Below are 12212 nucleotides of genomic sequence, written 5' to 3'. Positions count from 1 at the left end.
AGGTAGCCAAACTGTTAGTTGCTCTGCAAGACCGCATTTGCTAGCGGTTCTGTTCCCTCAACGAGGATAACCTTAGGTGTCTTGGAGGCTTCGCCCGGTTTAACGATGGAGCGGGTCGGACTGGTGGCAGATGCCATCGCGGCACCTTTGGCATCTGTCTTGAACGCCACGATCGGTTCCGGCTGACCTTCGAACAACAGCGCATAAGCCGTGTCCGGCTTCAATTTCGAAACGCTGAGATCTACGATATCGATCAGGCCAAGATTGCGCGAGACGACCATTCCGCCGCCTTGCGCATCTGCGGCAGGCTTCAGCATAAGTGTGATGTTCTCCGGCATGTCCTTGCGTGGTTCAAGGTTTTGGCGGCCATCGCCTGTCGGGACCGCATCCGGAACGTAGATCAGCGCTTGTGGGGCCTGGCCTGAGGGGATATGGGCGATCTTCTCATTCTTCTGAGTGTCGATCACGTCCACCGCGTCGCCATTTTCGAGGCCAACAAAGACGCGGCTGCCGTCGCCCGAACCCCAGACACCGTGCGGCAAGGCACCGACGGGAATGGTGGCTATCAGCTTGGCCTCGTCGTTCAGCGTGTAGACTTTTACGACGTTCTCGCCGCCGATGGTCACATAAGCCAATGTTCCGGCGGATGTTTTGGCGAACGCCAGATGGTTGGTGATCGGACCGCTATCGATCACGCCCTTGACTTTCAATGTCTTGGTATCAATCCGCGTCACCTTGCCGACATCCTTGTGGGTTAGCCAGGCTTCCTTTCCATCTGGTGTCACCTGAATGAACGGTGAGAATGGGGAGACCACCGGAATGGATGCGAGCAGCTTTTTCGACGCGACATCGAACACCTGAACGACCGGATTGAAGCTGTTGGCCACAAAGGCGCGCTTGCCGTCTGGCGTAAAGATCGTCATGCCGGGACCGCTCTCGGTCTTGATGCGATCGGTCTCCTTGAATGTCTTCGCATCAATGACCGAAAGGTAATCCTCGCCACGCACGGTTGCCCAGACGTGTTTGCCATCCGGCGTGAAGAAGGCCTCGTGCGGGTTGCGGCCGATATAGGCGACACCTTTGATCTTGTTTGTCGCGGTATCGATGAAGGTCACGGAATTGGTCACCGTCGAGACGGCGACGATGGTACGGTGATCCGGCGAGAAGCCAAGGCCGTGGACGTTGACCTCACCCTTGTAAAGCGGGCTCAAGACATTCGGGCGTGGGTCGCCGAGCTTGATCAGGCCGAGAAGCGTGTTGGTCGATGGATCGATGACAGATACGGTGTTGCTGTTCTGGTCAGCAGCATAGACCCGGTCCTTGGATTCGGGCAGGGCAAAGGCTGGCGTGCTCGCCATCAGGGCGATCAGCAGGGCTGCGGAACGTGTCATTTCGAAGTCTCCGGGTTGGCGGCGACGGAGCCGCGCTGTTGTGTGAGCATCGAATTCATCAACTGAATTTCGTAAGCCTGCTCTGTAATGATCGACTGGGCGAGGTTTCGGATCTGCGGATCTTTGGTGGTGAGCAACACAGCCTTGGCCATGTCGATGGCGCCCTGGTGATGCGGGATCATTTGCGCCAGAAAATCGTGGTCTGGATTGCCTGTTTCGGGGACCGCCATCATGCCGGCATGCATTTTGTCCATGGCGACCTTCATGCTTTTGGAGAACGCAGTGGAAGTGCCGCTATCTTCCATGCTCATCGCCGGATGGTGGTCGTGGGACTGCTCAGCAGATGCACTTCCCACAAAGACGAAACTGGCAACAAGTATGAAACTGTAGACGCGCATGGCAAAATCCTTTTGGCTTGAGTGGATAAGAACGCTGTGGGTCGCCGTTTATTCCATTGCTCATCCGTATTTGTTCTCACGTCGGCGTGAGCGGTTGGCACGCGCGGTACTTGCCGGTCTGCGCTAAGAATTATGGAAGGCGTATCTTGACACGAAGCGTGCCGAAATACTGCTTGCTCATATGCCGCCAAGAGGATCACGCGCGGCGGATCCAATCTGCCTGTGAACGATGTCTGAGGGCGATACCCGCAGCGGATTACGGTATGGAGAATGAACAGTCGGTTGGAACAGGGCGAAAAAGCACACATTCTAAGCCGTTCGACGACGGCGCCCAGTCGTCCGTCTTTTCAGAGGAAAACCAGCCTGGTCGATCGTAGGAAAACTTCCCACAGGGAATTCCGCCACTCTCAGATTTTGGTTTCACTCCAGGCTGGCGGTGGCTTTCATGACTGCTTTGGCGACCTCGTTGAAACTCATTTCAATCCGAACCTGGTGGCCGTTGACGAAAAACGATGGCGTGCCGGCGACTCCGAATTTTTTGTTCGCTTCGGTTGTCGCAGCATTGAGCTTGTCGAGATAGGCCTGATCGGCGACAGCGCGATCGAAACCCGCGCGGTCGATGCCCATGCTAGCGGCGATCTCGCGCAATGCATCCTCGGCATTGGCGGCGCCGGCAATCTCATCGAATTTCGTCATGAAGGACGATACCGTCTCGTCGAATTTGTCTCGGCCCCGCGCATTCGCCAGCATGAAGATAACGGCATCCACCGAGTTTCGCACGAAGGGCCGGTAAGCGATCTTCAACTTACCCGATGCGACATATGTATCATGCAGTTTCGGCAGGTCTCGTTCATGGAAGTCGATGCAGTGGCTGCAGGTTGGGGAGGAATAGACGACAAGCGTCACTGGAGCGGTCTTCTCGCCAACGAAGCTGTCTTGGAATACGGCCGGGTTCATCAAATCCTGCACGGGTTCGGCCTTGGCCGATGTCACGCATCCCAAAGCAATGCCGACGATCACGGCCATCATACGAAACGTCATGTCTTCTCCTGTTCGGTTACGAGAAAAAACACTCCGGCATGAGCAATGCCGGAGTGTTTCGATCATCAGTCGGCCTTGAGGCAGGGCGAGACGAAGAGCGAGCGGTCAAGAGTGCCCTTGATCGTCTTGGCCGCGACCAGCAGCCACATGCAGACAAGTGCAGTAACAAGAACCGCGCCAAAGATCGCGATAGACGACATCGGCACCATCGTTGAGAGACGAAGTGTGGCGACGGCAAACACGCCAAGCGGGAAGGTATAGCCCCACCAGCCGATATTGAATGGCAGGCCCTCGCGAAGGTAGCGCAGGGTGATCAGGACAGCAGTCGCCAGCCACCAGATGCCGTAGCCCCACAGGAGGATCGCGCCGAGGAAGCTGGCACCACCGAAGGCCGGAGCAACGCTCGCCAATCCATTCGCCGACAACACGGCGGGTCCGGTCTGGCTCATGACGAGAAGACCAAGGGCACCGGTTCCGATCGGGCCGAGAGCCAGCCAGCTCGAGGCGGCCATGTTGACATGCGGAAGCTTGTGGACCGCCATGCGCAGGAAAAGGATCACGAGCACGCTCATGGCCAGCGGAACCGAGCAGGCCCATAGGACCAGGCTGGTCATCAGCACCGTCAACTGCGTTTGAGCGTCGGCGATGTGGGGCAAAAGCAGGCCACCGCTGACGGCCGCCACCTCGCTCGCCACGATCGGCAGCAGCCAGACCGCTGTCATTTGGTCAATCGAGTGGGATTGGCGCGTAAACATCATGAACGGGATTGCAAGACCGCAGGCCAGCGACAGTGTGACGTCGATCCACCAGAGCGTCGTTGCGATTGCCACCGCCGTGTCGCCGATATGCGGGATGCCGTAGATCAGGAAGCCATTTATAATCGTGGCCAGTCCCATCGGGATGCAGCCAAAAAACATCGACACGACAGAATGCGAGAAGACGCGGCTTGCCTCATGAAAATAGAGCAGCCAGCGTGCCGTGTAGAGCGTTGTGCAGGTGGCAAATAGCAGGATATTGAAGAGCCAAAGCGCCTGACCCATCGCGAAAAGCCACGGATGCCCAGGAAACTGTGCGAGAGCGACCGAAAGGATGCCGGTGCCCATCGTGGTCGCGAACCAATTTGGCGTAAAATTTCGTATGACGTAGCCCTGCATAGGAACGTCCGGGGCTGGCGTGACCGGCCTCTTGAAGGCAACAACCTTGTGCATCGAATTTCTCCTGATCGTTGAGGAGAAAATACGAGGGTACATCGATCAGTTCCAACGCATAGTTCAGGATATTTCGATCGCCGTTTTCGATTGATCGAGTTTTGCGGCGGCAGCTTCGAAAGCCGCGTGAAGGCGGTCGCGCAGCGTCGGCGAGGTATTGATCAGCGTCGGGCTCGGATGGGGGCAGAGTATCACCTCGATGCCGGCATCCACCAGTACCCCTTCAGCACCGCTCGCCACCGCGCCCGCCAGGATGGCGACACGTAGGTTCGGCAGCAGCGGCAGAAGGCCTGCAAGTCCCATGATGCCCTCGCGCCGCTCGCTGGCCACGATCGAGCCTCGGGTTGCGCGGACCCACGGGACTGTATTCCACAGAACGATGTCTCGGCGCGATATCCCTGCGCCAGTCAGCGCCGTGCGCAGGTTCTTCGCCGTGCCGGTCGGGTTATCGATCGAAACGAAACGCCGGCCGCGTTCGACCGGACTTGGTCCAGGCGTCTCCAAAAGGATCAGCAGTCTTGCGCTGATACCGCCATCGTATGGATCGAAGTTCGGCATATCCCGGTCGGAGTTGAGCTGAAGGTGCTCCCGGAAGGCGTTCAATGGCTGCATATGCGCGCTGTCAAGCGCGGCCAACCGCTTCTCGCGTCGATGCTCGTGCCAGAGCGTATCAGGTCCGCGATAGGTCATCGTGTCTATTCCGACAACAGGGCTTCGAACGCATCGGCCGCCTTGGAGCGATACCGCTCCTTATGCCGGAGCAGGAAGAATGGCCGCGGAAGCGGAGAAGCATTGGCCTCGACCAGCAGGCCGCTGTTGAGTTCGGTCTGGGCAGCACTTCGCGATGTCAGTGTTGCCCCCATGCCGGCCTCGACTGCGCCGAGCACGGCCTCGTTTCCGGGCAGGACAATTGCAACGTTCAACGCCTGCAGCTTCAATTTCTCTTTCGTCATCATCGTCTCGAAGGCGAGCCGTGTTCCCGATCCGGGCTCGCGAAGAACCCATGTCGCGTCTTCAAAATCGGCCTTTCCGAGCTTTTTGCCTTTGGCCCATGGATGAGTTGGCGACACGACGAGGATCATCTCATCCGTGGCGATCATGCGCGACGACAAGGCCGGTCTGTCGACCGCGCCCTCTACAACGCCGAGCTCAACCCGCCCTGCCTCAACCGCGTCGCCTACCGCCTCGGTATTGCCGATCCTGACGTCGAGACCGAGACCAGGATAGCGTGCGTGGAAAGTCGCAAGCCTGGAAGGCAGCCAATAGGCGCCAACAGTCTGGCTCGCCATAACAGACAATTCCCCGCGCAAAAGTCCGGCAAGGTCGCTTAGCGCAGACTCGGCGGCTTTCGCTTCAGCCAAGACCTGAAGTGCATGCTCGAGAAAGATCGTTCCGGTTTGGTTTAGGACGATAGAACGACCGATCCGGTCGAACAAAGCCACGCCGTGCCGTTCCTCAAGCGCGATGACCGCAGCACTGACGGCCGACTGCGTCATGTTCATCGCTTTGGCAGCCTTGGTGATGTGCTGTTGGCGGGCGACTTCGGCGAAGATGCGCAACTGGTCGAGGGTCATGAAGATAGCAACCTTGAATCTGCTCCGAGTTATAATCGATTTTTCCGAATGTTCGTAGCAAAATTATGCGATGGAACTGATGCAGAATGGCGCTAGTTTTCTCCTACCAGACACGGAGGAAATACCATGCTGAAATCCATCATCACCGGCGCGGCGATTCTTGTCGCCACGACAGCACCAACGCTTGCCGCCGATATCCACGTCTATGGTCCCGGTGGACCACTCCCTGCCATGAAGGAGGCGGCAGCCGCCTTCGAGAAAAGCTCCGACAACAAGGTTATCGTTACCGCCGGCCCGACGCCGCAATGGATCGGCAAGGCTAAAGACAATGCCGACCTGATCTTCAGCGGCTCCGAGACGATGATGTCGGATTTCGTGAAGGCGATGGACGGCCAGATCAAGGACGCCGATGTCGTGCCGCTCTACCTGCGCCCATCCGCTATCCTGGTGCGTCCGGGGAACCCGGAGAAGATCACCGGCCTCGCCGATCTGTTCAAGCCCGGCCACAAAGTGCTTGTCGTCAATGGTGCCGGGCAGAACGGTCTTTGGGAAGACATGGCCGGACGAACCGGCGACATTGAAAAGGTGAAAGCTCTTCGCGCCAATATCAAGACGTTTGCCGCCAACAGTGCCGAAGCCAAAAAAGCCTGGACCGAGGACAAGTCTTACGACGCGTGGATCATTTGGAACATCTGGCAGGTCGCCAATCCAAAACTCGCAGATGTCGTCGAGGTCGAACCGGACTATCGCATCTATCGAGACACCGGGATCGTGCTGACTGAGCGCGGAGGCAAGAATGCCGACGCCAAAGCGTTTTCGCAATTCCTTCAGGGCCCTGAGGCCAAGGCGATCTTTGCCAAGGCCGGCTGGACCACGCCCTCGAAATAACCCTATACCGTCTCAGGAAAGATAACGACCATGCAATCCACTCCCAAAAAGATCGCTGTGACCGGTGCTGCCGGCCAGATCTGCTATTCCCTGCTGTTTCGGCTGGCGAATGGTGACCTTTATGGCAAGTCGCAGCCGATCGAACTTCGACTTCTCGATCTGCCTCAAGCCCAGGACGCCGTACGCGGCGTCGTCATGGAACTGGAAGACTGCGCCTTTCCGCTGCTGCACAACATCGTCATGACGGATGATCCCCGCCAGGCGTTCGAAGGTGTCGATGCGGCGTTCCTCGTCGGCTCCAGACCGCGATCAAAGGGTATGGAACGGCGGGACCTGCTTGCTGCGAATGCAGAGATCTTCAAGGTGCAGGGCAGGGCGATCAACGAAGTCGCCGGACGCCGGGCCAAAATTTTGGTGGTTGGCAACCCTGCCAACACCAACGCTTCCATCCTGATCGCCAATGCTCCGGACTTTAACCCAAGGCAGGTCAGCTCGATGATCCGGCTTGATCACAACAGGGCGTTGACCCAACTGGCGCGCAAGGCCGCCTGTGGCGTCGGCGACATCGACAAGCTCGTTGTGTGGGGCAATCACTCGCCGACCATGTTTGCCGACTGGACCTATGCAACGGCTGCCGGAAGGCCCTTATCCGAGACCATCGCCGACGACCATTGGTACAAGGAGGTGCTGATCCCTGAGATCGCAAGGCGTGGCACCGCCATCATAGAGGCGCGCGGCGCGTCGTCCGCGGCATCCGCCGCCAATGCAGCGATCGATCAGATGCGTGATTGGATGCATGGCACGGATGGGCGCTGGACATCGATGGCTGTTATATCGCAGGGACAGTATGGCATACCGGAGGGTCTGGTGTGTGGCGTACCTGTGATGTGCGAGGACGGTGATTATAGCGTCGTTGAAGGTCTCGATCTGGACGGGTTTCAGAAGAGTAAGCTGGACAAAACGATAGAAGAGCTTGTCGGAGAGCGCGACGCCTTATCCTGATATGGTGGGATGGGGAGGCTGGCACAGAACCTGTGCGGAGATTGCACGCCTGTTCTCCGCAAAATTTCTGAGAATAGGCGCCAGCCTCCGAAGAGGCGAATGCCGCCACGACGATCAGCGAGCTGCAGCTTGACGGGCTGGTTCAATTTTATCTTTCATAATCCGCTTCGACCGCCGAATGGGAAGGACGAAGCCCTCATCCAGATAGGCGTCGTCGGGGATGAAGCGCTCGAACAAGCGTATCCGGCTGGAAACCGACATAGTCGGTAGAACTGCGATCAAATCTTGTCGCCAAGGCCATTTCGGCGGATTGTTCGTCGCCAGGATGTTCGCCACTGTACCGATAGAACGATTGATTATCTGTTCAAAGTATTGCGCTTCAATGGTCACCGGCACCTTGGATGCCCGCCGCAGGTCATAAGCGCAAGAGGTGCAGACATGCTGGCCGACAAGCCGTGGCTGAGCGAAGGCAGTAATTCCGCGGTGGCACGATGGGCAACGGTCGCGTAATCCGCACCTGTGGATAAAGCAGGAGATTCTAGTCGAGTGTCGCCATCCCCTCCGAAAATATGGGGGCTGATCAGAATCGAGGCACGCAGGACAGAATTGCAGCCACGTCGAAGCAGCACGACGGGCTTTGATGACCAGTGGTAGCGGCATGTGTCTGTAATCACATGGCTGCAAGGCCATTGACGACAATCGGTCTCTCGGAATTCCAGATCCCTCCGAGAGCTGGTCCAAGACATCGTCCTGAAGTTTTAAATCGAACCTGGCAGACCACATTCTGTGGCGCAGTCCAAGAACGCGCGCAAAATCTCGCGGTGCTACGCCATTGGCAGAAGCGATCCGATGTAACCAGCTCGACAGGAGTTCGTCGGCGTGTGGTTCTACTTTAACCGGCCACCGTTCATACACAACGTCCCGGTAGCGCTCCTGCGGAATGACCACCATCAGTGACGGCCCAAGCAGGCTCAAAGAAGCGCCTCACGAATGGGCCCATGCCGTCTTTTGGACAGCGGAATGTACCGCAGGTTATCGATGGAGGATCTGGTGATACGTTCGTCTCCCTCCTGGATTGCTGCAATCGCGGCCTTGGTCAGGATCGCGACGATCTCTCCGATCAGCCCCTCGGAAAGACCAAGAATGTGTCGGGCCTTTCGCTCCGCCGACAGATCCGAGCTGCGTGCGAGGGGCAAGGCGGCCTCGAGACTGTCCAACAATGACAGGTAGGCCTCATCGTACGACCAGCGCGGAATCGGAAAGAGTTCGAACCGACTCGCCATCTCGCTGGTTGCACATATGTAGTCGTAAACCGTGACCTCTCCGACCAGAACCGGCGAGATATCGTATTGCCGACCAATGCGACGCAGAAATGCGAAGACTGCTTCAACGTCACGCGGCCGGCCCCTAAGCGCGTTGTGGAATTCGTCAAAGATTAGGACCTTCGGCCTGAGCGCCGCAAGGAGATGGTCGAGCTGCTCCGCTTTGCGTCCGACAGTCCACACATCGCCGCCCGGCGCGTTGAGCGCGTGGAGAATGCTGGCGTAAAAATGGCCAAGTCCTGCACCTTCCCGGGTCTGGACGATCCAGACCTTCTGGTCTGCGGAGGCCTTCAGGCAATCCACGGCAAATCGTTCGACGATCATCGTCTTGCCATTGGCGTAAGGCCCGACAATCATCAGCCCTTGCGTGCGCAGTGAAGGAGGGCGTGACAACAAATCCGATAGCCGCTGATGGCTTTCGATCGCAGCTTGATGCCCGATCCACCTCGGAGCTCGGATATACGCGATCCGCTCCTCAATGGTGCGGTCGAGAAAGGGGCGAACATGTTCGAAGAGGTGATCTTCCATAGCCGACTACCAGTCTTCGACCTGTAGTCGGGCCTTTGGCCGCTCTTGCTGGATCGTTTGTATCGGAACTGATTCCGATGTTTCAGCCATTCGTTTTTCCGCGGGCGCGGCATAAATGCCCCGCGCCGCATTGCGCAGCCGGCGCTTTGAAAGCCCGGCGGTGTTTGCAATCGTGGTCATTTCCCGGCGCAGCGAGACGATCTCGACGCTGGATCGGCCGCTCAAGTCGCGCCTCCGTGCCCTTTCGGCCCGATGCTCCCACAGTGTGATACTGGCGACCACGCCATCTCGCCGCTCCACTGCCCGAAACACTTGTGTTTCGGGGTCGCGAACAAAGATCTGGCTTATATTGCGGGGATCGTATCGCACTTCGAGCTTACTGAGCCGATCTCGTTCCGGCACCAGCCTGCCAATCCAACTCGAATAGTAGTGCAGCGCGAACAGACTGATCCCTTGAGGCGACAATTGCCTTTGACCGGCCGGCAAGAAGGAGAGCAGCACATGGTGCTGGTCGTCGATGATATGAGGGTGGCCTGACGCACGCTGCTCCCACTCCTTGACGGGAATGTTCAGCGTTTTCGGATTTTGATGGCGATTATGATCCAGGATCGCCAGGACCACGCACCGCTCCAATTCGGAAAATGAGAGGCGGGCACGGTGTTCGGCAGGATATTCGTCACGAGCTGCCACGGAACGTTTCGTGGTGCCCGGTAATGTTGCCAACACACCGTTCAGCTTTCCTAGAAGCCGTTCCACGACGCCGCCGTGGTGAACCCGAGCGCGATCCCGATATCGAATGCGGATCCCGTATTCGTCGCAGCCTCGCTGAAAAGCATGCCCCTTGAACTCCATCGCCGAGTCGGCCACAAGCAGCCGGGGCCTTCCATACATTGGCCAGTCATGGCGAATATCGCGCGATGCGAGCCAGCCATCCTTGGGGCAAATCGCCTGCGCAAGGCAAAGCGCCACCGACAGCACCGAGGGTTTTTCCAGCGATAGGCAAAAGCCCAGGATGGCACGGGTGGCAACGTCGGTCACCAGTGTCAGATACGCCCGCCCGACGAAAACCCCGGCCCCATCGATGACCTCGACGAAATTTACATCCGTCGGCGTGTGGTCGATCTGGCAGACATCTAATGGGTTTGTTGCATGGATGTATCCAGGCCGTGGCTTCAGCCGCAACAAATGTTTCGGATTGGCCGAGCGCTTCCTCGCGATCGTTTCGGCTGAAAACAATTCAGGGATCCTGCGCGCGACAGTGACATACGATGGCTGGGACAGGCCTGCCTCCTCGCAGCGCGCGCGGATTTCGGCGACGACCGGAGCCAATGGCGGCGCTTCGAGGGTGAGCCACTGCTCCTGCAAAGTTCTCGCAACGATAGCTTCGACGTCCGCCGAGATCCGCTTTCGCCGGGGGCCGGATGTGCGCGGCAGGAGCGCGGTCACCGTTCTGTCGGTTCGATATCGGGCCAAGAGATTGTATATTTGTCGGGACGACAGCCTCAATTCCGCAGCAGCGCGGTCAATGGCCGATTTGCGCGAACCGTATCCTTCCAGGATGCGATCCAGTTGGTCCGCGAGCCTGCGCGCAGCCGCCCAATCGGCTTCAGTAGATTCACGGGCAGGTGTCGATCGGCAATATTGAAATGGATTTGGCACATCTGGCCTCATCGAAATCGTTAGCGATAATCGTTCCTACCAATAACGCCTAACTCTAACAGCCTAATGACGATTTCCAGTTTGAAACCTCAAAGTAAAAGCCACACCGGGACCGCTCTCACGCGTCTGGACGAGCGCATCGCCCGTTCGCCGGTCGGCGCGGGCTTCCTTGAGCGGCAAAATTTCGCCGACGCCTGTGCCTCACTGTGGATCGACGGCGAACTCGTCCATCTCGAAGACCTCGTGCTGCACGACGCCACCAAAGACATCCGCACCCCGACCCACGAACTAACCATCGCCCGCGATGTCATGCGAACCCGCAAGCGCATCGCCGCCCATCCGCCCGGTTGGGCGCTGTCTGCCGACGGCGTCCGTAGCCTGAGGCAGACTTCGGAAATCGGATCGGTTGGCGCGGACGAGGCGGCGGCGCATCGCGCCCGGCCCACCGATATGATCGATCCGGAAGGAGAGGGGGAGAGTGCCGACGCCGGCGACACTCTTCCCTGCGTCGACTATGCGGCCATTGATGCGATCCTTGCTCGTTCGGAAGCAGCGATTGCACAAGCCAGGAGGCCCGGCCGGGCTCTGGCCGATCCGCTGGTTTACGATCTCGACTGGGACGAGGATGCCCGCCTCGACGAATGGCGCGGCGTGCTGCGGCAGACTGAGGATCTGCCGGCGGTGCTGCGAGCGATCGTCGCCCTCGACGCCTGGAATGAGATTGCTGTGCTGCAGCATGCGCCCTGGCTCGGCCGGCTGTTTACCGCCTCCATCCTGCGCCAGGTCGGCATCACCACGGGCGCGCATCTCGCCGCCATCAATCTCGGTCTCAAAACCATTGCCGTCGATCGGCGTCGCCATCACGATCGGGAAACCCGGCTGCTGGCCATTGCCCAGGGATTTTTGGCGGTCGCCGAGATCGGGCTGAAGGAGCACGACCGCCTGGCTTTGGCGCGGCAGATGATGGAACGCAAATTGGCGGGGAGACGAACGTCTTCAAAACTGCCGGAGCTGGTTGAGCTCGTCATGGCGAAGCCGCTGATCTCGGCCGGCATGGTGGCAAACACGCTCGACGTCACGCCGCAGGCGGCGCGACGCATCGTTCAGGAGCTCGGCCTGCGCGAGATGACGGGGAGGGGGAGGTTTCGGGCGTGGGGGATATTATAAACCGAAACAGATCGCGAAACGGATGGCGCTTACT

12 protein-coding genes and 1 pseudogene are annotated in these 12212 nt (G+C 58.6%); 3 read left to right on the top strand and 10 right to left on the bottom strand.

Annotated elements, in window-relative coordinates; all coding sequences use genetic code 11:
• Positions 1–14: 14 nt before the first annotated feature.
• The 6 genes from FJQ55_RS21345 to FJQ55_RS21320 form a co-directional block, all read right to left on the bottom strand.
• Positions 15–1391, bottom strand: a complete 1377-nt coding sequence (locus tag FJQ55_RS21345; protein WP_075627917.1) for a YncE family protein — start codon at positions 1389–1391, stop codon at positions 15–17.
• Positions 1388–1789 carry a DUF305 domain-containing protein gene (locus FJQ55_RS21340; protein ID WP_075632868.1) on the bottom strand — a complete coding sequence of 134 codons (402 nt, stop codon included), beginning with the start codon at positions 1787–1789 and terminating at the stop codon, positions 1388–1390. The genes FJQ55_RS21345 and FJQ55_RS21340 overlap by 4 nt, the downstream gene beginning before the upstream one ends.
• 420 nt (positions 1790–2209) lie before the next feature.
• Positions 2210–2830: a DsbA family protein gene (locus tag FJQ55_RS21335; RefSeq protein WP_075632869.1), complete on the bottom strand. Its 621-nt coding sequence runs from the start codon at positions 2828–2830 to the stop codon at positions 2210–2212.
• A gap of 65 nt (positions 2831–2895) precedes the next feature.
• Entirely contained in the window at positions 2896–4038 is a 1143-nt protein-coding gene (locus tag FJQ55_RS21330) for a TDT family transporter (RefSeq protein WP_078057769.1), read from the bottom strand.
• A 63-nt stretch (positions 4039–4101) separates the two neighbouring features.
• The gene (locus FJQ55_RS21325; protein WP_075627920.1) at positions 4102–4728 is read right to left on the bottom strand and encodes a uracil-DNA glycosylase family protein; all 627 of its coding nucleotides are present in this window, start codon (positions 4726–4728) and stop codon (positions 4102–4104) included.
• A gap of 5 nt (positions 4729–4733) precedes the next feature.
• Entirely contained in the window at positions 4734–5612 is an 879-nt protein-coding gene (locus FJQ55_RS21320; RefSeq protein ID WP_140831803.1) for a LysR family transcriptional regulator, read from the bottom strand.
• A 126-nt stretch (positions 5613–5738) separates the two neighbouring features.
• On the opposite strand from FJQ55_RS21320, the gene FJQ55_RS21315 reads away from it, so the two are divergent.
• Together FJQ55_RS21315 and FJQ55_RS21310 are read left to right on the top strand one after the other, a co-directional pair.
• Positions 5739–6500, top strand: a complete 762-nt coding sequence (locus FJQ55_RS21315; protein ID WP_140831800.1) for a substrate-binding domain-containing protein — start codon at positions 5739–5741, stop codon at positions 6498–6500.
• 30 nt (positions 6501–6530) lie between these two features.
• The gene (locus FJQ55_RS21310; RefSeq protein ID WP_075627923.1) at positions 6531–7502 is read left to right on the top strand and encodes a malate dehydrogenase; all 972 of its coding nucleotides are present in this window, start codon (positions 6531–6533) and stop codon (positions 7500–7502) included.
• Positions 7503–7616: 114 nt separating this feature from the next.
• Here the strand turns inward: FJQ55_RS21310 and FJQ55_RS23755 are convergent, their stop codons facing one another.
• The 4 genes and pseudogenes from FJQ55_RS23755 to FJQ55_RS21295 all read right to left on the bottom strand — a co-directional run bounded on the left by FJQ55_RS23755 (position 7617) and on the right by FJQ55_RS21295 (position 11023).
• Positions 7617–7898: a hypothetical protein gene (locus tag FJQ55_RS23755; RefSeq protein WP_236769788.1), complete on the bottom strand. Its 282-nt coding sequence runs from the start codon at positions 7896–7898 to the stop codon at positions 7617–7619.
• A 171-nt stretch (positions 7899–8069) separates the two neighbouring features.
• Positions 8070–8453: pseudogene (locus FJQ55_RS24025) on the bottom strand (TniQ family protein); the annotation flags it as partial.
• Between the two features lie 20 nt (positions 8454–8473).
• Positions 8474–9352, bottom strand: coding sequence for a TniB family NTP-binding protein (locus tag FJQ55_RS21300; RefSeq protein ID WP_140831798.1), 879 nt, complete (start codon positions 9350–9352; stop codon positions 8474–8476).
• A 6-nt stretch (positions 9353–9358) separates the two neighbouring features.
• Positions 9359–11023 carry a Mu transposase C-terminal domain-containing protein gene (locus FJQ55_RS21295; protein WP_078057771.1) on the bottom strand — a complete coding sequence of 555 codons (1665 nt, stop codon included), beginning with the start codon at positions 11021–11023 and terminating at the stop codon, positions 9359–9361.
• A gap of 69 nt (positions 11024–11092) precedes the next feature.
• Here FJQ55_RS21295 and FJQ55_RS21290 point away from each other — a divergent pair, with 69 nt between their 5' ends.
• Positions 11093–12178 (top strand): RHE_PE00001 family protein, encoded by a 1086-nt coding sequence (locus FJQ55_RS21290; RefSeq protein ID WP_425467570.1) that lies wholly within the window; start codon positions 11093–11095, stop codon positions 12176–12178.
• The last annotated feature ends 34 nt before the right edge of the window (positions 12179–12212 follow it).

It is taken from the genome of Rhizobium glycinendophyticum (assembly GCF_006443685.1).
GTDB classification, from domain to species: domain Bacteria; phylum Pseudomonadota; class Alphaproteobacteria; order Rhizobiales; family Rhizobiaceae; genus Allorhizobium; species Allorhizobium glycinendophyticum.
Note: the sequence above shows the minus strand (reverse complement) of the source record. Positions and strands in the feature narration are given on the sequence as shown.

Bases quoted from the DNA above. Each gene is read 5' to 3' on its own strand.
- FJQ55_RS21325 (WP_075627920.1), bottom strand. From the start codon at position 4,728: ATGACCTATCGCGGACCTGATACGCTCTGGCACGAGCATCGACGCGAG.
- FJQ55_RS21340 (WP_075632868.1), bottom strand. From the start codon at position 1,789: ATGCGCGTCTACAGTTTCATACTTGTTGCCAGTTTCGTCTTTGTGGGA.
- FJQ55_RS21310 (WP_075627923.1), top strand. From the start codon at position 6,531: ATGCAATCCACTCCCAAAAAGATCGCTGTGACCGGTGCTGCCGGCCAG.
- FJQ55_RS21295 (WP_078057771.1), bottom strand. From the start codon at position 11,023: ATGAGGCCAGATGTGCCAAATCCATTTCAATATTGCCGATCGACACCT.
- FJQ55_RS21345 (WP_075627917.1), bottom strand. From the start codon at position 1,391: ATGACACGTTCCGCAGCCCTGCTGATCGCCCTGATGGCGAGCACGCCA.
- FJQ55_RS21300 (WP_140831798.1), bottom strand. From the start codon at position 9,352: ATGGAAGATCACCTCTTCGAACATGTTCGCCCCTTTCTCGACCGCACC.
- FJQ55_RS21335 (WP_075632869.1), bottom strand. From the start codon at position 2,830: ATGACGTTTCGTATGATGGCCGTGATCGTCGGCATTGCTTTGGGATGC.
- FJQ55_RS21315 (WP_140831800.1), top strand. From the start codon at position 5,739: ATGCTGAAATCCATCATCACCGGCGCGGCGATTCTTGTCGCCACGACA.
- FJQ55_RS21330 (WP_078057769.1), bottom strand. From the start codon at position 4,038: ATGCACAAGGTTGTTGCCTTCAAGAGGCCGGTCACGCCAGCCCCGGAC.
- FJQ55_RS21320 (WP_140831803.1), bottom strand. From the start codon at position 5,612: ATGACCCTCGACCAGTTGCGCATCTTCGCCGAAGTCGCCCGCCAACAG.